Genomic DNA, 25,083 nt, shown 5'->3' on the forward strand with positions numbered 1-25,083 from the left:
GCTTGAAAAAATCAAAAATTAGAGAGACAGCGGGCAAAAAAATTCTTGTTATTGACGGAGCTATGGGCACTCAGTTGCAAAATATCGATATACCCGAAAGTGCATGGGAGGGAAAGCAGGGATGTAACGAGCTTCTTAACAAAACTGCTCCGGGTATTGTAAGGTCAATACATGAAGCGTATGCAAAAGCGGGCGCCGATATCATCAAAACAAACACTTTCGGAACAATTCCCTGGGTTTTAGATGAGTACGGTCTGGCCAATATGACTTACGAGTTGGCCTATCTTGGAACAAAGATTGTAAAAGAGGTTTGCGAAGAATACTCCACAGAAGAGAAACCGAGATTTGCGGCAGCCTCTTTGGGGCCCGGAACAAAACTGCCCTCTCTTGGCCATATAGAGTATGATGAGATGTACGAAGGATATAAAATTGCCGCCAAGGCCTGTATAGAAGGCGGAGCTGACCTTTTTTTGCTTGAGACATGCCAGGATCCTCTCCAGATAAAAGCGGCCCTTCACGCATGCGGCGATGCAGCCGATGAGGCCAAGAAAGATATTCCTATCATGGTCTCAGCAACTATTGAGCTAAACGGCACGATGCTTATAGGTACCGATGCCCAGACCCTCGCTGTCATAATGGAACCTTTCGAAATACTCTCTTTGGGATTTAACTGCGGAACGGGGCCGGAAGAGGTAGAAAAACATATAAAGACTCTAAGCAGTGTATGGAACGGCCTTATCTCGGTACATGCAAATGCCGGTCTTCCCCAAAACAGGGGAGGGTATACCTATTATCCGATGGGACCCAAAGAGTTTACCGAACTCGAAGCCAGATTCAGTGCAATAGATGGTGTTGCATTTTTGGGAGGATGCTGCGGTACGACTCCCCAGCATATAAAAGCCCTTGCAGATGCGGTAAAAGGCAAATCTCCCAAACCACCTACAGGAAGCCAGCCAAAATCGCTAGCAAGCCTTTTTGAAAGCAGGACTCTTGTACAAAATCCGCCTCCTTTCCTGATAGGCGAGAGAAGCAACGCGACAGGTTCCAAGGCTTTCAGGGAACTTCTTTTGAATGAAGACTATGAGGGCACTCTGTCAGTGGCTCAGCAGCAGGTGCGAAGCGGAGCTCACGGGCTTGATGTGAGTGTTGGGTTTGCAGGCAGGGATGAGACAAAGGATATGAAAAGAGTCATAAGCCTTTACAACCAGAAGATCACTCTTCCTCTTATGCCTGACTCTACGCAGGTTCCGGCACTGGAAGCTGCTCTGAAAAATATCGGCGGCAGACCTATTATAAATTCGGCTAACATTGAAGACGGTATAGAGAAGTTCGACAAAATATGTCATCTTGCAAAAAGATTCGGAGCAGCTCTTGTCTGCCTGGCGATAGACGAAGAGGGAATGGCAAAGACAAAGAGCAGAAAAGTCGAAGTTGCCGAAAGAATGTATGAAAGAGCCGTAAATTTGCATGGACTTGATCCTCGCGATCTTGTATTTGACCTTTTGACTTTTACGGTTGGAAGCGGTGACGAGGAGTATTACACTGCGGCAATCGAGACAATAGAGGCTATAAAAGAGCTAAGAACAAGACATCCGGAAGTGGGTGCGGTTCTTGGAGTGTCCAATATTTCATTTGGTCTGGACAAGCATGCAAGAGAGTATCTAAACTCCGTATTTTTGCACCACTGCGTAAAAGCCGGTCTGACAATGGCCATAGTGAATGTGAAAAACCTTATTCCCTACCACAAAATAAGCGAAGAAGATATAAAAGTATGCGAAGACCTTCTTTTTAACAGAAGAGAAGAGACAGACCCTCTTTTTAAATTTATAGACCATTTCAGCAAGGCTGAAAAAAAAGAGATTCAGAGCGATGATGAATTTGAAAAGCTTCCTCTTGAAGAGAAGATAAAGCAGCTTCTTATCGACGGAGACAAAGATAGGATGATGCCTCTTTTAAAAAAGGCAAAAGATGAGATAGCAGCTGAGAAAATAGTAAACGAGATACTGATCGAGGCTATGAAAGTGGTGGGTGAGCTTTTCGGAAGCGGACAGATGCAGCTGCCTTTTGTGCTTCAGTCTGCAGAAGTTATGAAAGCCGCTGTGGATTATCTGCAGCCCTATCTGCCCAAAAAAGAGAAAAACAGCGATACTGTTCTGGTTTTGGGGACTGTAAAGGGAGATGTTCATGATGTGGGTAAAAACCTTGTGGATATCATACTTTCAAACAACGGATACAAGGTTATAAATATCGGTATAAAAGTCGAACTTGAGGATTTTGTCAAAGCATACCGTGAACACAGTGCTCATGCCATAGGTATGAGCGGTCTTCTGGTCAAATCGACGCAGGTAATGAAAGAAAATCTTGAAGAGATGAGAAAGATGGGAATAGACGTTCCTGTTCTTTTGGGGGGTGCTGCTCTTACAAAAAAATTCATAGATGACTTTTGTCGTCCCGTTTATGATGGGCCGATATTCTACTGCCGCGATGCATTTGACGGTATAACTGCAATGAGCCGGATAGAGGAGGGTAACTTTGATACCTCCCTTGGCAGTGACAATGAGGAAGAGGTCATTGTGCAGACCCCAAAAGAAGAGATTGCAATAGATGCCAAAAACATCGTTCTGCCAAAACCTGCACCGGTACCCGTACCGCCTTTTTGGGGCAGAAAAAGGCTTCAGATCGATAAAAATATAGCGTATGAGTGGCTCAACAAAAGGATGCTCTTCAAGCAAAGATGGGGTTACAAGTCAAAAGGAATGGAAAAAGAGGAGTATGAAAAGCTTCTGAACTCCAAGGTCATTCCGGCTTACGAGAGGCTTAAAAGTGAGTTGGCAGAGGTTTTTGAACCGGTCATTCTTTACGGCTTCTGGCCTGCAAGAAGAGATGACAATTCGCTTCTGATTTTCGGCGAAAATGAGGGATTTTCAAAAGATGAGGATGCAAACAGAGAGCCTCTGGAGGATGTGATAGGACGAGCTGTAGAGATCATGACTTTTCCGAGACAGAAAAAACCGCCGCACAGATGTATCGCCGATTATTTCCATGAAGATAGGCATGATGTGGCGGCGTTTACCTGTGTCAGTGCCGGAAGCGGATTTGCAAAGTATGAGAGTGAGCTTTTCAAAGAGGGACGTTACCACGAATACCATCTTGTACATGGACTGAGCGTCGAGCTTGCGGAAGCTTTGGCAGAAATTGCCCATAAGCAGATAAGGATAGATCTTGGAATATTGAGGAATGAAAAAGCGGATCTAAGAGACGTGAAGACAAGGGGATACCAGGGGGCGAGATATAGTCCAGGATACCCGGCATGTCCGGACCTTGAACTGAACAGAAATATATTCAACCTTTTAAAACCCGAAGAGTTTGGAATAGAACTGAGTGAGACCTTTCAGATACATCCGGAACAATCGACCTGTGCGATTGTAGTTCATCATCCCGATGCGAAATACTTTAACATATAGGATTTTACCGTGTTACAGATATATACGGGCGACGGAAAAGGAAAAACCACCGCGGCAGTCGGCCTTGCTGTCAGGGCTCTTGGCAACGGTCTTAAAGTATGTTTTATCCAGTTTATGAAAGGGAGGCCTACAGGAGAAATCGTATCATTAAAGCTGCTGGATGATGCCCTCGGGGGCGGGAAGATAAAAATATTGAGGAACTGGGATGAGAGTTTTGTAAAGGGTGAGCCCACATTGAAGCAAAAAAGAATGGCAAAGGAGCTTTTCGAAACCGCAAAAGAGGAGATAAAGGGTGAGTATGACCTTATAGTTTTCGATGAGGTTATTGTTGCTATGGATTTTTTACTGCTGGATGAAGAGGAAGTTTTGGAGGAGGTAAAAAAGAGCTCTGAGAAAAAAGAGATCATTCTTACCGGAAGAGGCGCTTCGCCAAAGCTTATAGAAGCTGCCGATCTGGTAACCGAAATGAGACTTGTAAAACACTATTTTGACAAAGGAGTTGGGGCAAGAAGGGGAATAGAGTTTTAGTAGCAGTGGATGGTTGATGGTTGTGCTAATTGGTTTGTATGCGATAATTTGATACTATTTTGTTTTTAAAAACCAACAAGGAGTAAAAATGGCAAAAGGTTTCAAGAGAAAGTACTTCTCTCTTGCGGCTATAGCAGCGACAGTATCTGCTGTGCAGATCAGTGCAGTTGCGAGCAGTGTGGTCGAGATAGAGAAGGTTGTTGTTTCGGCTTCAAAAACTTTACAGGCCGAAGAGGATGTTACAGATGAGGTTACGGTGATAACCGCAGAGGAGATAGAGCGTAAAGGTTACAGGACACTTAAAGATGCAGTTACTGCATCTGCAGGAATAGAGTTTGCATCCAGTGGCGGCTACGGACAGCCTACTTCAATATATCTTCAGGGACTTCCATCAGACAGAACACTTGTACTTATCGACGGTATTCGGGTAAATGACATAACAGGACTCAGCGGTGCCCAGTTTGAATTGATCTCTTTGGATAATGTAGAGAGGATCGAGATAATAAAAGGGCCGCAGAGCGGTATCTGGGGAGCGGATGCCACAGCAGGTGTCATAAATATCATTACAAAAGGTGCAAAAGAGGGCGTAAGAGCCGATATCAAAGTTGAAGGCGGCTCATACGGCACAAAAAACATATCTTTACTTTTTGCAAAAAAAAGAGGTGCTTTTGATATATCTTTGGGATTCGACAGAGTTGATATAGACGGTTTTTCGGCTGCAGAACCTGGTCATAGCAGTCAAGATTATGGGAAAAGAGGAGATGAGCTTGGCTGGGAAGATGACGGATATGAAAACAGTACAATGAATCTGAAACTTGGATATGACATCAGTGATAGTGATAGGATAGAAGCTTCTGTTACTACTATAGATGCAACTGTACATTTTGATTCATACGATTATATAAGCGGGACCAGTGTTGATGCACCGGATGGACCGTATACGCTGAACAATATAAATGACAGATTTTACAAAGCACTTTATACTAAAAAAACAGATAGGCACAAAGTAGACCTGGTTTTTAAATATTCAAAATTTGACAGGAGTCTGTATGGCGGATATACAGGAAGCGTAAAGGAGTATGAGATAAAGGACCGCTTTGATTACGAGGAAAACGGATTTTTACAAGCTAGTATCGGTTATCAGAGATTTTATCAGGGGCTTTCTGGAGGAAGCGATTTAAACAAAGATTATCATAACAGTTACGTTTTTTTAACAAACTACAACAGATTTTTTGGTGGAAAAACGATACTTACACAGACACTAAGAAGTGACAACTATGATGCTTTTGAAGATAAAGTTACAGGAAAAGTAGGCATAAAACACTATATTCTCGACAACTTTTACCTTGCTGCAAATTATGGCACAGGATATAATGTTCCTACACCGTACAAGCTATATGATGTCTGGGCTGGAAATGAAGAGTTAAAACCGGAAAAGACAAAAGGATTCAATATCTCAGCAGGATACGATAACTTAAAAGTCACATATTTTGAGACAAAGATAAAAGATTTTATAGATTACGATTATGCAACATGGAGATATTCAAATCTTGAAGGTACAAGCAGATTTAAAGGTTTTGAAGTCTCTTTTATGAAAGATATTATGGAAAATCTTATCGCAGGTGTGACTTATACACGCCTCAATGCTACCGACAGCAACAATGAGGATATTCCCAGGCGTGCAAAAAACAAATATGGCTACGATATCACATGGTATCCCACCCATGAACACACCGTTGCACTCTATGGATACTATGTAGGAGAAAGATTTGACAAAAACGGAGCTCAAACAGGCAAGTACAACGTAACAAATGTAAAACTGAGTCACAATTTTGCGCCGAACTTTACCGGTTTTGTTAAAATTGACAATCTTTTTGACAGATTTTATCAGGAAGTTGACGGTTACGGAACTCCGGGCAGAAGTTTTTATATCGGCATAAGCGCCAGTTATTAAAAAAGCGGGCTTTGCCCGCCTGAATGGAAGCAGATGAAACTAATCCCGAAAAACTACTTACGCTACAAATTTTTCAATTCTCTTTTTACAGGTCTCTCAATCGGATCCATATTTGTCATATACGAGCCTCTTGAACCCTCCATCTACTCTGTCGGCGGTATTATTCTGGCTATTGGAATGCTGATTATCGCGAAATTTTACGAGGTGCTTCTGAACATAAGAAAATATTTTATAATAGGGCTTTTTGTGGAAGTTGTGATCCTGATGCTGGTGACTATCTTTCTTGTAAAACCTTACGACTACCAGACAGCTCTTTTTGTATATAGCGGATATCAGCTCACTTTTATGTTCGGTGCCTATCTCGTCAGGGCGGAGACACTGATAGTGCGCAAAAAAAGGCTGCTTACTCTTGTGGATGTAAGCAAGCAGAAGGGTTATCTTGCAGGAATGGCTCTTTCGTATATTTTTTACAAAATTTTGGAACAGTGGGGTCTGACGGCGAAAAAAGAGCAGGTTTATGATCTGCACTTCATACTTTTTGCGGTGGAATTTCTGATAATATGGCTGTTTGTCAGCTCTTTTAGCAAAAAAAGAGAAGCATTAGGATAGAATTTCTTTAAAGTTGTTGACTTCAAAGGAGTTGCATGATTAAAAAATGTCTGATACCTGCTGCGGGATACGGAACAAGATTTCTACCTGCTACTAAAGCTATACCAAAAGAGATGCTGCCCATAATCGATAAGCCGCTTATACAGTATGGTGTGGAAGAGGCTCTTGAAGCCGGAATAAATATAATAGCTATCGTTACAGGCAGAGGCAAAAGAGCCATCGAGGATCACTTCGATAAAAGCTATGAGCTTGAACATCAGATAAAAGGAACTTCCAAAGAGCACTATCTTACAGAAATAAGAGAAGTGATAGATAGATGTACATTTACTTATACCAGACAGATAGAGATGAAAGGTCTGGGACATGCCATTCTGACGGGGGAAGTGCTTATCGGCAACGAGCCTTTTGCGGTTTTGCTGGCGGATGACTTATGTATTGGTGAAGAAGAGGGAATTTTGAAACAGATGACGGAGCTTTACAAAAAATACAGATGTCCCATAGTAGCTATCGAAGAGGTTGACAAAAGCCTTACCCACAAGTATGGCATTGTGGAAGCCAAAGAGCTTGAAGAGAATGTATTTGTGGTCTCAAATATGGTTGAAAAACCAAAACCGGAAGATGCTCCAAGCAATCTGGCAATTATAGGCAGGTATATTCTCACTCCGGATATTTTTGAGATAATAAGGAACACTGAACCGGGACTCGGCGGCGAAATCCAGCTGACTGACGCACTTTTGAAACAGGCAAAAAACGGAATGGTTATAGCATACAGATTCAAAGGGAAACGTTTTGACTGCGGAACACCTGACGGTTACGTTGAGGCTACGAATTACTTTTATAGTAAATTAAAAAACTGATGATAAAATATATAAATAAAGAATATAACAAAACTTAAAAAAGGAAATAAAATGAGAGTAGGTGATTTGGTTATTACTTCAAACCTAGGCGAAATGAAAATTTACAAAGCTGAGCCAAGGGATCTTGAAGCTGAAGCCGGTCTGAAACCGCAAAACGTCAAGCTTGATCTTATTAATACGATTGATTATGTGGAAGCACACTGGAATCTTAAGGATATAGTAACCGATGAGGCAGGAAGATTTAAAGCTGATACCGGAAAAATGGGAGGAAGTATCGGCCAAAGGCACGAATTGGAAAACAAGATGGAAGAAGATGTCATTAAAGCTATAGCAGATGATATATCGAAAATTATTTCAGAATCAAATCCTCCGAAATGGTTTTTGGCTTTGCCTGAAAACATCTTTTCAAGAGTTTATGAAAAAATAGCAGCCGAAGCTAAAAACAGTCTTTTTAAATATATCGAAAAAGATTTGACAAAAGAGGATAAGAACAAAATTCCAGATATCTTCCAAAAAGAGGGAAAACGTCCCTGACATACAAATACCGGCGTAAGCCGGTTACGGTCAAAAGGGAATAGGTGAGAGTCTTAGAGATATTTTATGAAATTTGCAAAATTCCACATTGTTCTCATAAATCTTCTGAACTAAAAGAGTATATATCCCGATTTTCAAAAAAACATGGATTTGAGACGATATGCGACAAGTCAGGCAATATTCTCTGCCGTAAAGATTCTGCCGTTCTTTGTTTACAGTCTCATTATGATATGGTTTGTGTAGGAGAGGCACCGGATATAGAGATAGTAAAAAAAGACGGCTATATAACGGCAAAAAACTCGTCTTTGGGAGCTGATAACGGTATCGGCGTCGCTATAATGCTTTGGCTTATGGAAAAAGGCATAAAGGCAGAATATCTCTTTACCGCCGATGAAGAGGTAGGGATGATTGGAGCCCAAAATCTGCAGTTTGAACTGAAATCAAAATATATGCTTAATCTGGACAGCGAAGATGAAAAAGATATCTTTATAGGATGTGCGGGAGGTCTAGATATAAAAGCACTTTGCGATATAAAGCTTGCGAAACCAAAATTTCAAAATTTTTACGAAATAGAAATTTGCAACTTGCCGGGAGGACACTCGGGAGTCGATATAGATAAAAATATTCCCAATGCCATAAAAGAACTTTCATTGTTTCTTTATGAAAATGATTTTGAACTTGTCTCATTTGAAGGAGGAGAAAGGATCAACTCCATTCCGTCACGTGCCAAAGCTGTTATAAATGCAAAAACACCTCCTGCTAGCCGTGATGATATAACTGTCAGGAAATGTGGCGACTTCGATTTTATAATAGAAGACGGAGAAAGACTTATTCATGCTCTTGCAGCTTTTCCAAGCGGAGTGAGAGCATATGACAAAGAGTTTATGATACCGCTTGATAGTGTAAATCTTTCCATTGTAAAAACTGATTCGAAAAAAGGAGTTGTTGAAGTTTCTGCAAGGTCGATGCAAAAAAAGGGGCTTGAACGTCTAAAAATCCAGACAAAGGCTTTTTTTGAGATGGCCGGGTTCAAAGTAGAAAGTTACGGATATTATCCGCCATGGGAGCCTAAAATATCTAAGTTCGCAAAAAAAGTTAAAAAAATTTATGAAAAAGAGGGTATCAAAGCCGGATTCAAAGCAATCCATGCAGGACTTGAATGTGCTGTGATAAGCCAGAAATACCCTGATTTGGAGATTGTATCTATCGGCCCCGATATCCTATACCCCCATTCTACAAGAGAAAAAGTCTCAATAGACTCGATAATGAAAATTGCCGAAATTACGGAAAAACTGGCAAATGATTTTAGTTAAAAAAGTTACTTATTAGAGTAACAGTTAAAAAGAGATCTTCCCTTCTTTTCTAAAAAAAATGAAAAAAATCAAATATTCAGATAAAATAATGTATACTTATATGTAAATGAATACATATTCATAGTATTGTTTCATGTAAACTTATCGCTCCTTACTCTAATAATGCAAAATTTTTATGCAGGAGTAGAAATTTAATTTAAAAATTCAATAGAGATATTCATGGCAAAGATTTAATTTTTTAAAAAGGTTAAGAGGAAAAAAGAGTATGAAGAGGTTTTTTTTACTGCTCATCATATATGTTTCGGTACTCTTTCCGCAAGAGTATAAATCTTTGAAAGTATGTATATATGAAGACTGGCCTCTTTATTATTATGATGAAAAAGAGGGGCCCAAAGGCCTTTTTGTTGATCTGCTCGAAAAGATAGCGGAAAAAGAAAAGTTCTCTTTAGAATATTTTCCTTCTACGCTTGACGGATGTCTGAAAGGACTTCGTAAGAAAAAATTTGATCTGTTATGTGCGGTAACACAAACTCATGACCGCTTACAGTATGCTTCCTTTGCAAAAGAGAAGATCATTGAAAACTGGGCTGTTGTATATGCAAAAGAGAAAACCGGTATTCATAATATACCTGATCTTGATAATAGAGTTGTTGCCCTTTTGAAAGGGGACGCTTATAATGACAAGTTTTTTTCTCTCATCCGTGAATTCGATATTGATCCAAAGATTGTCTATGCACACAGCTATGACGAAATATTTACTCTTATAGATGAAAACAGAGTGGATGCCGGTGTAGCTACAAGACTTCTGTTTTATAAAATTCATGATAAATACCCTTCTATTGTAGCGACTCCGATTATTTTCAGTCCTATAAAACTTACGTTTGCCGCCCCGAAAGATAAAAAAGAGTTGCTAAATGTGATAGATAAAAATATTCGTATATTAAAAAACAATGCAGGTTCTGAATTTAAAAGACTGCTTGAAAAACATCTATCGGTTACCGTAATGGAGAAGATTCCGAAATGGGTATATTCGGTTTTCGGAATATTTCTTATTTTTGCGTCAGTTCTTTTTTTGTTTAACCTCTATCTGAAAAGAGAAGTGGACAAAAGGACTTCTCTGTATAAGAAAGAGAAAGAAAAGGCTGTTAAAAGTTACAAAAAAGAAGCATATTTAAGGTCTGTTATAAATACTGTTAGAAATATAAACCAGATTCTGATTGAAAATGAAAATATAGATACTATATTAAAAAAAGTTTGTGAGGAACTGGCGGGTAATATCCATTATAAGCTTGCGTGGATCGGCATACCGGATGGAAATTCGGTAAAAGTTGCATATAAATCAACAGACAATACAGGCTATTTGGAAAATAGTTTTCGGGTAGATATTAATCCTGAATCAAAATTTTCCAAAGGACCAACCGGAACGGCTTATTTGACAAAAAAGACCGTTATTGAGAATACGCAGGAAGACAACAATTTCGAGCCCTGGAAAGAGAGGGCACAAAAAAGCGGATTTACCTACTGTATGGCAACGCCGTTGAAATATAAGGACAAACTGATCTTTGGTGTCTTAACGGTCTATACCGATAACAAAGAGGGGTTTAAAAAAGAGGAGATAGCGATGCTCGAAGAGCTCGCTGGAGATATAGGATTTGTTCTGTATCATCACAAGCTTGCTGAAGATAAAGAGAGATTATTGAATGAGAGTCTTAAAAGCTATAAAGAGATAGCAAGATCCATGATAGAACTGATCGAAGCCAGAGATCCTTACACCGCCGGTCACTCAAAAAGAGTAGCTATGTATAGTGAAATGCTGGCAAAAGAGCTGGGATTGGACGTTAGCTCTATAAAAAAATTGACAGAAGCCGCTTATTTGCATGATATAGGCAAGATAGAGACTCCGGATACGATTTTGCTGAAACCCGGAAAGTTGAATGATATAGAGTACAGCATAATAAAAAAACATCCCGAAACGGGATATAAAGTATTGTCTTCAATATCAAAGTTTAAAGAGCTTGCCGAAATAGTTCTATATCATCACGAAAGATGTAACAGCAGTGGATACCCTTACGGTATCGGCTGTTCTGAAATTCCGTTTTTGTCAAAGATACTCGCCGTAGCTGATGCTTTTGACGGAATGACAACCGATAGAATTTATAAGCCTAGAAAAAATCTTGAAAACGCCCTAAAAGAGCTTGAAAAGGCAAAGGGCATTCTGTTTGACGAGAAAGTGGTCGAAGCTGCTTTAAAAGTTTTTAAAGATGTTTCACTCCAGCAAAAAATAGATCAATTGCCGAAAAGCAGGCTTGAAGAAGAGAGATTTGCCTATTTTTTCAAAGACCAACTGACAAATACTTACAATATAAAATATCTTGAAATTATTTTTGCAAGAGAGGAGACAATAGACAGATTTTCTTATCTATATCTTTTTTCACTTCATAAATTTACACTTTTCAATAAAACACATGGCTGGAGATCAGGTAATGAATTTCTTATAAAAACTGCAGAAAAAATATCCTCTTTTTTTAATACGGAAAAGATTTTTAGATATAAAGGGGATAGTTTTATTGTTTTGTCGGATAAAGAGATTGAAATCGATACGGATAGTATGAAAAAATTACTGAACATTGAAGAGGCGGGGCTTGAGCTTTCAGTAAAAGTTTACAATCTGAAAAAACTCAACATAAACTCAATGGATAAGCTTCATCGGCAGATACTATACGGATAATCTGATACTTTAAATCTTAGATAGAAACTTTTTAGCTGGCTTTGAAATTATCCTTGCTTTTGCAAAATTCTGTTAAAAAACACTCGTCACATTTGGGATTTTTCGCTTTGCATATGTATCTTCCAAAAAGTACCATTGCCTGATGAACGGCGCTTAGATCCGTTTTGAAAGCCTTTACCAGATCCTCTTCCGTTTTTTTTGCCGTTTTTGCATCGCTTAGTCCGAGTCTGTGTGAAACTCTGAATACATGTGTATCCACAGCCATCAGATTTTTGCCAAAATATTCTATCATAACCACATGAGCGGTTTTTTGTCCTACACCCGGGAGTTTTACCAACTCTTTTTCATCTTCCGGAATTTTGCCGTTAAACTTTTCTTTCACCATTTTTGCCATTGCGACAAGATTTTTTGCTTTGTTGTTGAAAAATGAACAGGTTTTGATCAGCTCTTTTACATCCTCTACGTCTGCTTCGGCCAAAGAGTCTATATCGGGATATTTTTCAAAAAGAGCCGGTGTTATCATATTTACTCTCTTGTCGGTACACTGTGCCGAGAGTATTACGGCAACGAGCAGTTGATACAGATTTTTGTAATGCAGTTCAGTCTTTGCCTGCGGATAGTGTTCTATAAGTCTTTTTTTTATCTCTTCTATCTCTTTTTTTGTCGCTTTTTTCAACTCTCATCCTTTTTTGTTGTTCAGATTTTAGCTATTTTACACTTTTATTTTTTCATTTTTGATTAATGGGTTTTTTAGTATAATCTTAACAATTTTTTAAGAACGGGAGTGTATATGGCAGGTCATAATAAATGGTCCAAAGTTAAACATATAAAAGCAAAAGAGGATGCGAAAAAAGGCAAACTCTTTACAAAAGCCGTAAGAGATATCATGACCGCCGTCAGAGACGGGGGACCCAATCCCGAGACGAATGCGGCCTTGAGACTTGCGATAGAGAGGGCGAAAGCCGTATCTATGCCACAGGACAACATAAAAAGAGCTATCGACAAGGCGAGCGGAAACCTTCCTGGAGTGAAATACGAAGAGATTACTTATGAGGGCTACGGTCCGGGAGGAGTCGCGATAATGGTAGAGTGTCTGACGGATAACAAAAATAGAACCGTCGCAGCGGTAAGACATGCATTCAGCAAGGCGGGCGGAAGTCTTGGGACAAGCGGAAGCGTTGCATGGATGTTTGATAAAAAAGGTGTTATAACCGTTGAAAGAGGCGAGAAAGACGATGAAGTGATGGAGAGTGCACTTGAAAGCGGCGCATCCGATATTCTTGAATTTGATGAAGTATTGGTAATAGAGTGCGAGCCTTCGGATTTTAATGAACTGCTGAAATCTGTTGAAGAGACAGGCGTCAATATACTTGAGAGCAGTGTGGGGCTTGTAGCGAACAATGAGATGGAAGTCGATGATGCTACGGCCGAAAAAGTTGAAAGACTTATAGATGTATTGGAAGAAAACGATGATGTCCAGAATGTTTATCATAATATGAAATAAATTTAGATATAATCAAAACCAAACCAAAATTTGAAAAGGACAATAGATGAGAAAAATTTTGTTAAAAAGCATATTGGCGGCTTCACTTATAGCGGGAGTTGCAAACGCATCCGAAGTGGTTGCCGTAGTTAACGGAAAAGAGATAACAAAACAGGATGTGAACCAGCTTCTAAAAGCGATGCCGGGATTGTCATTTGAAAAACTGACACCAGAGTTGAAGCAAAAAGTAATTGATCAGGCGATAGAAAGGGAACTTCTTAAACAGTATGCCAAAAAGAGCGGCATAGAAAAAGATGAAGAGTATAAAAAAGCTCTTGCCAAAATAAAAGACGATCTGGCTGTAGAAGTATGGATGAAAAAGCAGTATGACTCCATAACCGTAAGCGATAAGGAAGCCAAAGAGTTTTACAACAAAAATATAGACAAATTTTCAAGACCGCAGCAGGTGCATGCGAGACATATCCTTGTAAAAGATGAAGCTGAGGCAAAAAAGATAATCGAAGAGCTCAAAAAGACTCCCAAAGACAAGCTCAAAGAAAAATTTATAGAACTTGCCAGAACAAAATCAATCGGACCGAGCGGCAAAAACGGAGGAGATCTGGGATGGTTTGGAAAAGGACAGATGGTAAAACCTTTCAGTGACGCCGCATTTGCACTTAAAAAAGGCGAAATAACCACATCACCTGTAAAAACGCAGTTCGGGTACCATATCATCTATCTTGAAGATAAAAAAGAGGCCGGAAAAATACCGTTTGAAGATGTAAAAAACAAAATCAAATCTGAACTTAAGATGGAGAAATTCCAGGAAATTGTTTCCAAAAAGGCTCAGGAGCTTAAGAAGAGCGCAAAAATAGAGAAGAAAATATAAGGAGAGGGCATGGGGGTGATGAGTTTTCTAAAGCCCGGTGTTGTTACCGGCGATGATCTGACCCGGCTTTTTGATTATGCAAAAGAGCATGAGTTCGCATTGCCGGCCATCAACGTGGTAGGAACCAACTCTGTCAACGCCGTAATGGAAGCTGCACGCGAAGCCAATTCACCGGTAATCATTCAGCTCAGCAACGGCGGAGCCCATTTTTATGCAGGCAAAGGTCTTGATAACGAAAATCAAAAAGCTGCAATCCTGGGAGCTGTATCTGCGGCAAAGCATGTACATATACTTGCCGAAGCGTATGGCATCGCTGTAGTTCTGCATACCGATCATGCTGCAAGAAAACTGCTACCCTGGATAGACGGTCTTCTGGCTGCAAGCGAGGAGTACTATAAAACACACTCAAAACCGCTTTTCAGCTCTCATATGATAGACCTTTCCGAAGAGCCTCTGGAAGAGAATCTAAGCACATGCGAAAAGTATCTTGAGAGAATGAGCAAAATAGGAATGACCCTCGAAATAGAACTGGGTGTGACCGGAGGGGAAGAAGACGGCGTGGATAACACAGGTATAGACAATGCAAGACTCTATACGCAGCCCGAAGAGGTGGCTGAAGCCTATGAAAGACTCAGCCGTATCAGCGACAAATTCACGATAGCCGCTTCTTTTGGAAATGTTCATGGTGTCTATAAACCGGGACACGTAAAACTTGAGCCGGTTATTTTGAAAAATTCCCAGGAGTATATAAAAGAGAAATTTGGACTTAAAGAAGAGAAACCGGTAAGATTTGTATTTCACGGAGGCAGTGGAAGCGAGCTTTCAAAAATACACGAAGCCATCAGTTACGGCGTGGTAAAAATGAATATAGATACCGATACTCAATGGGCATTCTGGGAAGGTGTAAAAGGATATACCGAAAAATATCACGACTATCTGCAGAGTCAGATAGGAAATCCTGAAGGCGAAGACAAGCCTAACAAAAAATACTATGACCCGAGAAAATGGCTCAGAGAAGGTGAAAAATCTATGGTAAAAAGGGTCATAAAGGCATACGAAGACCTTAATGCTCTTAACAGAAATTGACAATTCACCCGTTCATGAGGCTCTCTTTGAGGGCCGCCCTTTTTTTATAAAACGAGACGACCTTATTCATCCTCACTTCAGCGGTAACAAAGCGAGAAAATTTCACTTCTTTTTAAAAAATGATTTCCCCAATATCAAAAAAGTTGTCTCTTTCGGTTCTATGCAGTCAAATGCCATGTATTCTCTGTCGGTACTTGCAAAAATGAAAGGATGGAAGTTCGAATACTATGCCCGAATAAATAAAAAACTTCTGGAAAATCCTACCGGAAATCTAAAGGCCGCTCTTGAAAACGGGATGAAGTTGATAGATATCAAAGAGTGGAGATTTGACGCAGGGGATATAAATCTTTTGAGTGAAATTAAAATTATCGGTGATTCTTTGATCATTCCTGAAGGCGGAAGATGTCAAGAGGCTGAATATGGCATAAAGATTCTGGCAAAAGAGATAATTGAATGGGCAAAAGAAAAAAATATCGAAAAACTGAATATCTTTTTGCCTTCAGGTACCGGAACAACAGCTTTATATCTGAAAAAGAATCTTTGTGATATTCATTATCCGGTCTTCAATGTCTATACTGCTGCTTGTGTTGGTGACGGCAAATATCTGAAAGAGCAATTTTTCTCTCTGGAAGAAGAGAGATATCATCCCGCTATTGTCGAACCTCCCAAAAAATACAGATATGCCGGACTTTACAGAGAACTTTATGAAATCTGGTATGAGCTTAAAAATGAGACCGGTATAGAGTTTGATCTGCTTTATGACCCGGTAGGCTGGAAAGCTCTTTTGAACTCTTCGCTTCTGACCTGTGACTTACCGCTTCTTTATATCCATCAGGGCGGCCTCAAAGGTAATGAGAGTATGAGGCAAAGATATGAGGAAAAATTTGGTAAAATAGCCTTAAAAAGAGAAAAAGGCATGAGATGAAAATTCTAAATTCGGAAGATAAAAATTTTCAAAGCGAGTTTCAGGAGATTTTAGAGAGAGCGAAAGTAGATATAAAAAACGTAACTTCTATCGTCAACGATATTTTAGATGATATAAAGACAAGAGGAAACGAAGCGCTTAAAGAGCATATTTCCCGATTTGACGGCTGGATACCAAAAAGCGATGAAGAGCTTGAAGTAGACCCTGCATTGATGAAAGAAGCGTATGAGCAGATGGATGAAAAACTAAAATCGGCTCTTCATATCGCTTATGACAGGATTAAAGCTTTTCATGAAAAACAGATGCCGAAATCCTGGATAGATTTTGAAGAGAACGGCACGATTCTGGGACAAAAAGTCACTCCCGTAGACAGGGCAGGTCTCTATATCCCCGGAGGAAAGGCGGCATATCCGAGCTCTCTTTTGATGAACGCGATTCCGGCTATCGTAGCGGGGGTGGAAGATATCGTAGTCACTACTCCCACTCCAAACAACGAGATAAACTCTCTTTTGCTTGCCGCATGTCATCTGTGCGGCATAAAAAAAGTCTTTAAAGTAGGCGGAGCGAGTGCGATTGCCGCTCTTGCCTACGGGACACAGACCATTCCGAAAGTGGATGTTATAACAGGTCCGGGAAACATTTTTGTAGCGACTGCAAAAAAAATGGTTTACGGAGATGTGAATATCGATATGATAGCAGGCCCCAGCGAGATAGGAATTATCGCGGACGATGGTGCAAATCCAAAATATATAGCGATAGATCTCCTTAGTCAGGCCGAACATGACGAAATGGCCAGCTCCATACTTATAACGACTTCCGAAAATATAGCAAAAGAGACGGCAAAAGAGGTGGAGAGTTTTTTAAAAACCCTTTCCAGACGCGAAATCGCACAAAAATCGATAGAGACAAGGGGAGCTATAATTGTGGCAAAAGATATGAGGGAGTGTGTCAGGCTTATGAATGAAATCGCTCCTGAACACCTTGAAGTTATGACAAAAGCGCCTTTTGAACTGCTTCCTCTAATAAAACATGCAGGTGCGATATTTTTGGGTGAAAATACCCCCGAACCCATAGGCGACTATATGGCTGGACCAAATCATACTCTTCCTACCGGAAGTACTGCAAAGTTTTACTCCCCCCTTAATGTGGAGCATTTTCTTAAAAAATCTTCCATTATCTCTTTTAGCAAAAATGCCATTGATGAACTCGGCGAGGCGACAGCTCTGCTTGCTCATACAGAAGGACTTGAGGCGCATGCGAAATCTGTAGAAATAAGACTCGAAAGAAAATAGAAGCCTTAGCTTCCGTTTTCTTTCATAAATCTGTCAAGTATAAGAATTAATAAATTGGTAAGAGTTCTTTGATATAATTTTTTATTATGCCTTATAAGGAGGCTGAAATGGAACTCATGCAGTTGCATCCGCCAATTGTGCATTTTGCGGTTGTCTTGCCGATAGTGGCTTTGGTATTTGAGCTTTTGGCTCTTGTCAAAAAAAATAAAATATATAGCGATATATCCACCGTTACGCTTATAGTGACTGTTTTTTTTGTTGTAGCCGCATTTATAACGGGCAAAGCCGCCGGAAGCGAGGCGTATATACTGCTCAGCAAAGAGGGGCAAGAAGAGCTTTTGGAACATAAAGCCCTTGGAACTTACCTTATGATAGCTTCAATCTTTATGGTAATACTCAAAATAGCTGTTTCAAAAATGAATCGTAAAGCGCTGAATATTCTTTTTATAGCTTTTCTTTTTGTTTATGTGGGGGCTACCTTGAAACAGGGCAAAGACGGCGGGGAGCTTGTTTATGAGTATGCCGCAAACGTAGAGTGCCCGGAAGATGAAGACCTCTAAACAGCTTTTTTGAAACATTGTTTCAAACTTCTGATAAAAAGGCTTTATATTATCGAAACATAAACTCTTTTGTAATAAAATATCGAAAATTTATTGCAAAAGGCTACGGATGGATCTCAAAGCTTATCCCGAAGTCAAAAGGGCTAAAAAGTTTGATGTAAAAGATGCCGGTAGAATATTGATAAGTCTTCTGTTTATCGCGGGAATCATGATATATGTCTCCATGAATTCCGCCGGTCTTCCAAACAGTACGCTTCTTATCGTTGCCGCGATATTCGGCGGCTATATGGCGATGAACATCGGCGCGAACGATGTTGCGAACAACGTGGGTCCGGCAGTGGGCTCCGGGGCTCTGTCGCTGATGGGCGCTATATTTCTTGCCGCCGTTTTTGAAGCCATGGGGGCTCTGATAGCGGGAGGAGACGTTGTGGGCACCATAAAAAAAGGTATTATCGATCCGGCTCTCATAAACAATGCGGATGTATTTATATGGCTGATGATGGCGGCTCTGCTCTCCGCCGCGATATGGCTCAATCTCGCAACCGCCATGGGCGCTCCCGTCTCAACCACGCACTCTATCGTGGGCGGTGTTATGGGCGCGGGGATCGCAGCTGCCGGATTTGCCATAGTCTCCTGGGGAACCATGGGCAAAATCGCCGCTTCCTGGGTTATATCTCCTGTTTTGGGAGGTGTTATAGCGGCCTCTTTTCTTTTCGCGATTAAAAAGACCATCATTTTCCAGGAAGATAAAATCACCGCAGCAAAGAAGTGGATACCTCTGTATGTGGCTCTGATGTCGTGGGCGTTCGTAACCTATCTGACCATAAAAGGGCTTAAAAAGGTCTGGCCCGATATAGTCGCGTTTGTAAACTCCATAATCGCCATACTGCCCGTAACTAAAAAACCGCCTTTCCTTGTGGCTTTGATATTCGGTTTTTTTGTTTCTGTCGCCGTCTTTTTCTATGTAAAAAGATATATCTATAAAAAGAGTTCAAACCTTGAAAACAGCAGAGAGAGCATAGGAAGACTCTTCAATGTGCCGCTTATTTTCGCTGCCGCACTTCTGAGTTTCGCTCACGGGGCGAACGACGTTGCAAACGCCATCGGTCCTTTGGCCGGTATAAACGATGCGATAATGAGCGGTGAGATAGCAAAAAAAGCTGAGATTCCCATGTGGGTTATGATCGTGGGCGCTGTGGGTATTTCCCTGGGCCTTGCGCTTTACGGTCCCAAGCTTATCAAAACGGTGGGGAGCGAAATAACGGAGCTTGACCAGATGAGGGCTTTTTGTATAGCTCTGGCGGCGGCTATTACCGTTATCATAGCTTCTCAGCTTGGACTTCCCGTAAGCTCTACCCATATAGCCGTAGGAGGAGTTTTCGGAGTCGGTTTTCTGCGTGAGTATCTCATGAGACTCGAGAACAAAGATGAAGAGCTTAAAGAGAGTATCCAGCAGGTGCATCTGGATACGGAGATGGAAAAACTCAATGAGTACGAAAGAGCTCTCGAATCCCTTGGTGATCTGAAAAAAGCGGATCCTTTCGTGGTTAAAGCTTTGATAGAGAAAATAAACCGCGAAAAAGAGGTGATAGCCAACATCGTCAACGGTGAAATCAAGCTGACCAAGATCGAGAAAAAGGCGCTGAAAGTGGTAAAAAAACATCAGCTTGTAAAAAGAAGCGCTCTGAAAATGATAGTTGCCGCCTGGCTCATCACCGTTCCTGCCGCAGCGACCCTTGCAGCAATGTTCTTCTTTATGCTCAGAGGGATACTTTTGCCATAGGCAGAGGTTGAAGGCAGAAGCTTGAAGGAGACAAAACAGAGTTTCGAAGAGAAGATAAAAAAGACTCTTTACTTCAACCTTCCTCAAAACCAGCAGGATTTCATAAGAAAGAGGGCTTATGAAAACCGTTTCTCTTTTCAGGAGCTGAAACAGATAGTCGATATAGCCATCGATCTGAATATGTGGCAGGAGTCTTCCCTTATCGATATTTGGCCTTATGGCAAAAACAGAAAGCAGCTTTTAAAAGAGCTGAAACAGAGATATGAAGAGATAAAAAACAGCCCCAAAAGTTATGAAAAATTTGATATAGACAAAGAGAAGACTCATAAAATCAGGTTTGCCCGGATTGATAAAAAACTGGGGTTCGGAATGTGTCCTGTTGCAAGCGAAAAGACCAGATGCTGCAATCTTTGGACTCTGGATATGGTGGAGAGCTGCGGATATGACTGCAGTTACTGCTCTATCCAATCCTTTTACAATGAAGATACTGTAACTTTCAATACCAATCTGAAAGAGAAACTGTTATCTTTGAAACTCGACCCGGACGAAATATATCACATAGGAACGGGACAGTCCAGCGACAGCCTTATGTGGGGGAACAGAGGCGGAGTTTTGGAGGCCCTTTTCGAATTTGCAAGAAAAAATCCAAATGTCATACTTGAACTCAAAACAAAATCGGATAACGTGGGATATCTTCTTCAAAACGGTGTTCCAAAAAATATCATAGTCACCTGGTCTCTCAATCCGCAGACAATTATAGAAAAAGAGGAGAGGCTCACAGCCTCTTTGAAAGAGAGGATAGACGCTGCAAAAAAACTTCATGACAAAGGTGTCATAGTCGGTTTTCATTTTCATCCTATGATATATTACAAAAACTGGAAGGAGGAGTATAAAGAGATATTCGACATACTTTTGGAAAACTTCGATCCCCAAAGAGTGGCGCTTGTCTCTTTGGGAACACTTACTTTCATAAAACCGGTCATCAAAAAACTAAGACTCAGATCATTCAGGTCGAAAATACTTCAAATGCCCCTGGTCGATGCGGCAGGGAAACTGTCATATCCCAAAGAGATAAAAAAAGAGATGTTCGGTTTTGCATACGATTCGCTCAGAAAATGGCACGGGAAAGTTTTTTTCTATCTCTGCATGGAGGAGCACTCTTTATGGAGAGAGATTTTTGGCAGGGAGTATCCTACCAACGAAAGTTTCGAACTGGATATGAAACAGAGTTATCTGGCGAAGATTCGCCAGAGTGCAGATGCAAAAAAGAAATAAGCCGAGTCTAAGTTACTTGCATTTATGCCCGGTGGTGATTACGGCGCTTTTACGGTAACAGGTTTTGACTTTTCCATCTCTTTTACCGCGCAGAGCCTGTCTGTGTAAAAGCTTCCAAATGGTATCAGAGAGGCTATGAAGTAAACTGTACTCTCTTTTTTTGAAAAAGGAACGGACAAAGCAGCCTTTACAAGCTGATAGACGAAAGCTATAAAAAGAATCCCGTGAACCATTCCGAAAAACTTTGTAGCCATCTCGAAACCTAATATATATTTCAAAGGCATGGCAACAAAAACCAGAACAAGGTATGAGTAGCCTTCAACTTTATTTATAAATCGAAATCTTTTTAGCTCTTTCATAGTAAAATCCTCTTTTTTGACAAAGAGTGTATCATTTTGCTTATTGGTACGGTCTTAACTGAAAAATAATATCAACAGATTTATTTTATTTAAAGAGTTCGTTGCTTTTTCGTAAATGAGGAGTGGGTGATTTTAAGTGCGAAGAGTCTGAAGAGGAAAAATACCAAAACGACGAAAAGGAGCATATATATCCTCTCAAAAGCGGTATTTTTGTCAGTAACGGCTATCAAAATCTCTCTTATGGTAAATATAATGGATGCGTCGACCATAAATCTCAGTTTTACCCTCTGTTTTCTCAAAAATACGACTATCATTTGCACCACTTCTATTATAACGATAAGTTCCAGCAGCAAAATTACCGCTTTGTAAAAGTCTATTTTCAAAAAGAGTACAATGCCAAATATAAGAACAGCGGTTGCGAAATCGTAATGTTTAAAGATCTCTTTGTATCTCACATCGCCTCCTTTTTTTTGACGAATTCTATATCCCACAAGTTACAGCAAAACTACAGAGTAAGCTGTTTCTGTAACCTTCAGGTAACTTTGATGCGCAAAAATAATATATCTTTTAAAAGGAGGATAAAATGAGAAGAAAAGAGTTTGCCGAAGTGATAAAAAACTTTTCCTATCTGAGAAACGAGAAGAGAAAAAGCGGATGCTCGACTTATGAGCTTGTAGTCGTGACGAGACTTAAAAACTCCAAAGAGAAGAAATTCCTGCTCTCCGAGCAGTAGAGTAGTAATCAACCGAATTTTCCAGTGATATACTCTTCAGTAAGTCTCTCTTTCGGCGTTACGAAAAGATCTTCCGTAACTCCCAGCTCCACAAGCTCTCCCAGATACATAAATGCGGTATAGTCGCTGACTCTTGCAGCCTGCTGCATATTGTGCGTAACTATAACTATAGTAACACTTCCTTTCAATTGAACTATAAGCTCTTCTATGGCCTGTGTTGATATGGGATCAAGAGCGGAGGTAGGTTCGTCAAAAAGAAGAACTTCCGGCTTTACCGCTATCGCTCTAGCTATGCAGAGTCTTTGCTGTTGCCCGCCTGATAAAGAGTTTCCGTCATCTTTGAGTCTATCTTTTACCTCGTTCCAGAGCGCTGCTCTTTTCAAAGCTTCTTCTACTCTGTCAGTAAGCTCGGTTCTGTTTTTTATGCCCTGAAGTCTCAGTCCGTAGGCGATATTGTCAAAGATGCTCATAGGAAAAGGCGTAGGCTTTTGAAAAATCATACCTATTTTCATTCTTAGGCTTATCAAATCCTCTTTTTTGGAGAGGATGTTTCTATCTTCGAAGATTATTTCGCCTTCGTATCGATTTCCCGGATAGAGGTCGTGTATCCTGTTCATAGACCTTAGAAGTGTCGATTTGCCGCATCCGCTGGGGCCGATCAGAGCTGTAATTTTGTTTTTTGCGATAGGCATATTTATCTTTTTGAGACTCGGCTCATCCTTGCTGGCATAGTAGAAACTGAAATTTTTTACTTCTATCGCTTTTTGCTCTTCAATTTTTGCTATCGTTGCCACTATCTTTTCCTTTGTTTGATTATTAATCTTCCGATGATATTTGTTCCCAGTACAAAAAGGGCAAGTATAAATGCCGCCGCCCATCCGAGTTTTTGCCAGTCTGCATAAGGGCTTGTGGCGTAGTTGTATATCGTAACGGTAAGTGATGCTATCGGTTGGTTCATATCGGTACTGAAAAAGCTGTTGCTAAATGATGTAAAAAGCAGAGGTGCGGTTTCTCCCGCTATTCTTGCGATTGAAAGAAGTATACCTGTTATGATGCCTGTTTTGGCGCCTCTGTATACCACCTGTAAAATCACTTTGTATTTTGGCGCTCCCAAAGCCGCCGCCGCTTCTCTGAGAGTCTGGGGAACGAGAGAGAGCATATCGTCCGTAGTTCTCAAGATAATAGGTATCATCATGATAGCCAGTGCGCACGATCCGGCCCATCCATTGAAGTGTCCTACGGGAGCCACCAAAATAGCGTACACAAAGGCGCCTATGACGATGGAAGGAGCACTCATCATAATATCGGATATATCTCTTATAAAATTTGCAAATTTTGAATTTTGTCCATATTCGCTCAGATATGTTCCCGCCAAAAGGCCTGCCGGCACCCCTATAAGAGTTGCCGTGACAACAAGCATCGCCTGTCCTACCAGAGCGTGCCTTAGTCCGCTCTCTTTGTATCCGGGAGGCGCACCGTCATATATGAATATATTTGAATTGAGAGCTTCTATTCCGTTGTAGGCCAGAACAAAAAGTATCCATCCCAGAAACATCAGTCCGGCAACGGCAGAGAGAGTCGCCAGTGTAAGAACTATTTTATTTACAAGAACTCTTTTTTTTGTCGCTTCTTTCATGACGCTTTTCTCACTTTTCTAAGGAAATAAAATTTTGCAAGTCCGATAACAACGAAACTGATAAGAAAAAGAATCAAAGCCAGATAAAAAAGTGCCGAATAGTACAGGTCTGTATCCGCTTCTGCAAATTCGTTTGCAAGAGTTACTGGAATGCTCGTTGCGGGGTCGGTCAGCTGTTTTGGAATTTTATGGACATTTCCCATAACAAACGTTACCGCCATCGTTTCTCCGATAGCACGTCCCAGAGCGAGAATGATGGAGCCTATGACTCCCGCTTTTGCGTAAGGGATGATGATGTTTTTTATCACATCCCATTTTGTGGCACCAAGTGCGTATGCGGACTCTTTGAGAATGTCCGGAGTGGTGTTCATGGCATCTCTTGTAATTGCAGCTATGAACGGAAGTATCATGATGGAAAGAACTATGCCGGCTGTAAGCAGACCCAGTCCCGTCCCTCCGAAAATATCCCTAAGAATCGGTGCAAAATAGAAAAGCCCCCACATTCCGTATATGATGGAGGGTATCGCCGCAAGCAGCTCTATGGATGTTCCTACGGGAGATTTTAGAAACTGGGGTGATATTTCGCTCAAAAATATCGCGATACCTATGGCTATGGGAGTCGCTATGATCATAGCTATGAAAGTGGATACAATAGAGCCGTAAATGGCCGGATATCCCCCAAAGATCTCAAGGTTGGGAGCCCATTTCTCGTTAGTTATAAAATCGAATCCAAAAGCGTCGATGGCCGGTTTGGCTTCATTAAAAAGTACGGTAAATATAGCAACAAGAATGATTAAAACAGAGATTGCAAAAAAGGTTACAAGGTTTTTGAATATCATATCCGCAATGTTTTTCATCAATATCCTCGCTGCTGAAAATTTTGCGTATTATAAACATCTAAAGTTACAAAGCGGTAACAAAATAGAAAATCAAATACCGGGATTTCATGTCCCGATATTTGAGTATGGGAGTAGGAGTAGGCTCGCTTTGGCGTCTTGATATCTGAAGCGCAGCTTTGAGCCGCCTGATGCCGGTTTAAGAGTACACATGCCCTCCCGCAGGTGCGGTCAAGGGG

At 40.7% G+C, this 25,083-nt stretch carries 23 protein-coding genes; 17 read left to right on the forward strand and 6 right to left on the reverse strand.

From position 1 onward, the window contains the following. Window positions 1-2 precede the first annotated feature (2 nt). The 8 genes from metH (at window position 3) to EPR_RS02715 (ending at window position 11,987) form a co-directional block, all read left to right on the forward strand. On the forward strand, window positions 3-3,464 hold the full coding sequence (gene metH / locus EPR_RS02680; protein ID WP_234697164.1) for a methionine synthase: 3,462 nt from the start codon (window positions 3-5) through the stop codon (window positions 3,462-3,464). Between the two features lie 9 nt (window positions 3,465-3,473). Further along, window positions 3,474-3,992: a cob(I)yrinic acid a,c-diamide adenosyltransferase gene (locus tag EPR_RS02685; RefSeq protein ID WP_200763741.1), complete on the forward strand. Its 519-nt coding sequence runs from the start codon at window positions 3,474-3,476 to the stop codon at window positions 3,990-3,992. A gap of 88 nt (window positions 3,993-4,080) precedes the next feature. After that, entirely contained in the window at window positions 4,081-5,946 is a 1,866-nt protein-coding gene (locus EPR_RS02690) for a TonB-dependent receptor plug domain-containing protein (protein ID WP_200763742.1), read from the forward strand. Window positions 5,947-5,979: 33 nt separating this feature from the next. Next, on the forward strand, window positions 5,980-6,555 hold the full coding sequence (locus EPR_RS02695; protein WP_200763743.1) for a hypothetical protein: 576 nt from the start codon (window positions 5,980-5,982) through the stop codon (window positions 6,553-6,555). Between the two features lie 35 nt (window positions 6,556-6,590). Beyond that, window positions 6,591-7,412 carry a UTP--glucose-1-phosphate uridylyltransferase GalU gene (galU, locus tag EPR_RS02700; RefSeq protein ID WP_200763744.1) on the forward strand — a complete coding sequence of 274 codons (822 nt, stop codon included), beginning with the start codon at window positions 6,591-6,593 and terminating at the stop codon, window positions 7,410-7,412. 51 nt (window positions 7,413-7,463) lie between these two features. Beyond that, window positions 7,464-7,946: a host attachment protein gene (locus tag EPR_RS02705; RefSeq protein ID WP_200763745.1), complete on the forward strand. Its 483-nt coding sequence runs from the start codon at window positions 7,464-7,466 to the stop codon at window positions 7,944-7,946. Between the two features lie 44 nt (window positions 7,947-7,990). After that, a complete protein-coding gene (locus EPR_RS02710; RefSeq protein WP_200763746.1) occupies window positions 7,991-9,259 on the forward strand; it encodes a M20/M25/M40 family metallo-hydrolase in 1,269 nt (422 codons plus the stop codon). 265 nt (window positions 9,260-9,524) lie between these two features. After that, complete coding sequence (locus EPR_RS02715) at window positions 9,525-11,987, forward strand: HD domain-containing phosphohydrolase (RefSeq protein ID WP_200763747.1); 2,463 nt, start codon at window positions 9,525-9,527, stop codon at window positions 11,985-11,987. A gap of 31 nt (window positions 11,988-12,018) precedes the next feature. Here the strand turns inward: EPR_RS02715 and nth are convergent, their stop codons facing one another. Next, window positions 12,019-12,663, reverse strand: coding sequence for an endonuclease III (gene nth, locus EPR_RS02720; RefSeq protein ID WP_200763748.1), 645 nt, complete (start codon window positions 12,661-12,663; stop codon window positions 12,019-12,021). A gap of 114 nt (window positions 12,664-12,777) precedes the next feature. Here nth and EPR_RS02725 point away from each other — a divergent pair, with 114 nt between their 5' ends. The 8 genes from EPR_RS02725 to EPR_RS02760 all read left to right on the forward strand — a co-directional run bounded on the left by EPR_RS02725 (window position 12,778) and on the right by EPR_RS02760 (window position 21,280). Next, the gene (locus EPR_RS02725) at window positions 12,778-13,491 is read left to right on the forward strand and encodes a YebC/PmpR family DNA-binding transcriptional regulator (RefSeq protein ID WP_200763749.1); all 714 of its coding nucleotides are present in this window, start codon (window positions 12,778-12,780) and stop codon (window positions 13,489-13,491) included. Window positions 13,492-13,537: 46 nt separating this feature from the next. Further along, a complete protein-coding gene (locus tag EPR_RS02730; protein WP_200763750.1) occupies window positions 13,538-14,359 on the forward strand; it encodes a peptidylprolyl isomerase in 822 nt (273 codons plus the stop codon). Window positions 14,360-14,368: 9 nt separating this feature from the next. Continuing rightward, window positions 14,369-15,445 (forward strand): class II fructose-bisphosphate aldolase, encoded by a 1,077-nt coding sequence (gene fbaA / locus EPR_RS02735; RefSeq protein ID WP_200763751.1) that lies wholly within the window; start codon window positions 14,369-14,371, stop codon window positions 15,443-15,445. Beyond that, window positions 15,426-16,370, forward strand: coding sequence for a 1-aminocyclopropane-1-carboxylate deaminase/D-cysteine desulfhydrase (locus tag EPR_RS02740; protein WP_200763752.1), 945 nt, complete (start codon window positions 15,426-15,428; stop codon window positions 16,368-16,370). Before fbaA ends, EPR_RS02740 begins: the two co-directional genes overlap by 20 nt. Then, complete coding sequence (gene hisD / locus EPR_RS02745; RefSeq protein ID WP_200763753.1) at window positions 16,367-17,662, forward strand: histidinol dehydrogenase; 1,296 nt, start codon at window positions 16,367-16,369, stop codon at window positions 17,660-17,662. The genes EPR_RS02740 and hisD overlap by 4 nt, the downstream gene beginning before the upstream one ends. 107 nt (window positions 17,663-17,769) lie before the next feature. Further along, window positions 17,770-18,222, forward strand: a complete 453-nt coding sequence (locus tag EPR_RS02750) for a DUF2231 domain-containing protein (RefSeq protein ID WP_200763754.1) — start codon at window positions 17,770-17,772, stop codon at window positions 18,220-18,222. Between the two features lie 109 nt (window positions 18,223-18,331). Beyond that, window positions 18,332-20,005 (forward strand): inorganic phosphate transporter, encoded by a 1,674-nt coding sequence (locus EPR_RS02755; RefSeq protein ID WP_200763755.1) that lies wholly within the window; start codon window positions 18,332-18,334, stop codon window positions 20,003-20,005. Window positions 20,006-20,026: 21 nt separating this feature from the next. After that, the gene (locus tag EPR_RS02760) at window positions 20,027-21,280 is read left to right on the forward strand and encodes an SPL family radical SAM protein (protein ID WP_200763756.1); all 1,254 of its coding nucleotides are present in this window, start codon (window positions 20,027-20,029) and stop codon (window positions 21,278-21,280) included. Between the two features lie 38 nt (window positions 21,281-21,318). On the opposite strand, the gene EPR_RS02765 is transcribed toward EPR_RS02760, so the two are convergent. Together EPR_RS02765 and EPR_RS02770 are read right to left on the reverse strand one after the other, a co-directional pair. Further along, a complete protein-coding gene (locus EPR_RS02765) occupies window positions 21,319-21,639 on the reverse strand; it encodes a DUF3817 domain-containing protein (protein WP_200763757.1) in 321 nt (106 codons plus the stop codon). A gap of 89 nt (window positions 21,640-21,728) precedes the next feature. Further along, the gene (locus EPR_RS02770; RefSeq protein WP_200763758.1) at window positions 21,729-22,094 is read right to left on the reverse strand and encodes a phosphate-starvation-inducible PsiE family protein; all 366 of its coding nucleotides are present in this window, start codon (window positions 22,092-22,094) and stop codon (window positions 21,729-21,731) included. Window positions 22,095-22,222: 128 nt separating this feature from the next. Between EPR_RS02770 and EPR_RS02775 the strand changes: the two genes are divergently transcribed. After that, window positions 22,223-22,372, forward strand: a complete 150-nt coding sequence (locus tag EPR_RS02775) for a hypothetical protein (RefSeq protein WP_200763759.1) — start codon at window positions 22,223-22,225, stop codon at window positions 22,370-22,372. An 8-nt stretch (window positions 22,373-22,380) separates the two neighbouring features. On the opposite strand, the gene pstB is transcribed toward EPR_RS02775, so the two are convergent. From pstB to pstC, 3 genes are read right to left on the reverse strand one after another with little or no spacing between them, the layout of a single operon-like run. Next, window positions 22,381-23,166: a phosphate ABC transporter ATP-binding protein PstB gene (gene pstB / locus EPR_RS02780; RefSeq protein WP_275944508.1), complete on the reverse strand. Its 786-nt coding sequence runs from the start codon at window positions 23,164-23,166 to the stop codon at window positions 22,381-22,383. Next, window positions 23,166-24,008: a phosphate ABC transporter permease PstA gene (pstA, locus tag EPR_RS02785; protein WP_200763761.1), complete on the reverse strand. Its 843-nt coding sequence runs from the start codon at window positions 24,006-24,008 to the stop codon at window positions 23,166-23,168. The genes pstB and pstA overlap by 1 nt, the downstream gene beginning before the upstream one ends. Beyond that, window positions 24,005-24,865, reverse strand: a complete 861-nt coding sequence (gene pstC / locus EPR_RS02790; protein WP_200763762.1) for a phosphate ABC transporter permease subunit PstC — start codon at window positions 24,863-24,865, stop codon at window positions 24,005-24,007. Before pstC ends, pstA begins: the two co-directional genes overlap by 4 nt. Window positions 24,866-25,083 lie beyond the last annotated feature (218 nt).

The organism is Nitrosophilus alvini (assembly GCF_015100395.1).
Taxonomy (GTDB): domain Bacteria; phylum Campylobacterota; class Campylobacteria; order Campylobacterales; family Nitratiruptoraceae; genus Nitrosophilus; species Nitrosophilus alvini.

Coding starts and splice junctions, on each gene's coding strand:
- EPR_RS02690 (WP_200763742.1), top strand. CDS start 4,081: ATGGCAAAAGGTTTCAAGAGAAAGTACTTCTCTCTTGCGGCTATAGCA.
- EPR_RS02695 (WP_200763743.1), top strand. CDS start 5,980: ATGAAACTAATCCCGAAAAACTACTTACGCTACAAATTTTTCAATTCT.
- galU (WP_200763744.1), top strand. CDS start 6,591: ATGATTAAAAAATGTCTGATACCTGCTGCGGGATACGGAACAAGATTT.
- EPR_RS02705 (WP_200763745.1), top strand. CDS start 7,464: ATGAGAGTAGGTGATTTGGTTATTACTTCAAACCTAGGCGAAATGAAA.
- EPR_RS02715 (WP_200763747.1), top strand. CDS start 9,525: ATGAAGAGGTTTTTTTTACTGCTCATCATATATGTTTCGGTACTCTTT.
- EPR_RS02725 (WP_200763749.1), top strand. CDS start 12,778: ATGGCAGGTCATAATAAATGGTCCAAAGTTAAACATATAAAAGCAAAA.
- EPR_RS02730 (WP_200763750.1), top strand. CDS start 13,538: ATGAGAAAAATTTTGTTAAAAAGCATATTGGCGGCTTCACTTATAGCG.
- fbaA (WP_200763751.1), top strand. CDS start 14,369: ATGGGGGTGATGAGTTTTCTAAAGCCCGGTGTTGTTACCGGCGATGAT.
- EPR_RS02740 (WP_200763752.1), top strand. CDS start 15,426: ATGCTCTTAACAGAAATTGACAATTCACCCGTTCATGAGGCTCTCTTT.
- hisD (WP_200763753.1), top strand. CDS start 16,367: ATGAAAATTCTAAATTCGGAAGATAAAAATTTTCAAAGCGAGTTTCAG.
- EPR_RS02750 (WP_200763754.1), top strand. CDS start 17,770: ATGGAACTCATGCAGTTGCATCCGCCAATTGTGCATTTTGCGGTTGTC.
- EPR_RS02755 (WP_200763755.1), top strand. CDS start 18,332: ATGGATCTCAAAGCTTATCCCGAAGTCAAAAGGGCTAAAAAGTTTGAT.
- EPR_RS02765 (WP_200763757.1), bottom strand. CDS start 21,639: ATGAAAGAGCTAAAAAGATTTCGATTTATAAATAAAGTTGAAGGCTAC.
- EPR_RS02775 (WP_200763759.1), top strand. CDS start 22,223: ATGAGAAGAAAAGAGTTTGCCGAAGTGATAAAAAACTTTTCCTATCTG.
- pstA (WP_200763761.1), bottom strand. CDS start 24,008: ATGAAAGAAGCGACAAAAAAAAGAGTTCTTGTAAATAAAATAGTTCTT.
- pstC (WP_200763762.1), bottom strand. CDS start 24,865: ATGAAAAACATTGCGGATATGATATTCAAAAACCTTGTAACCTTTTTT.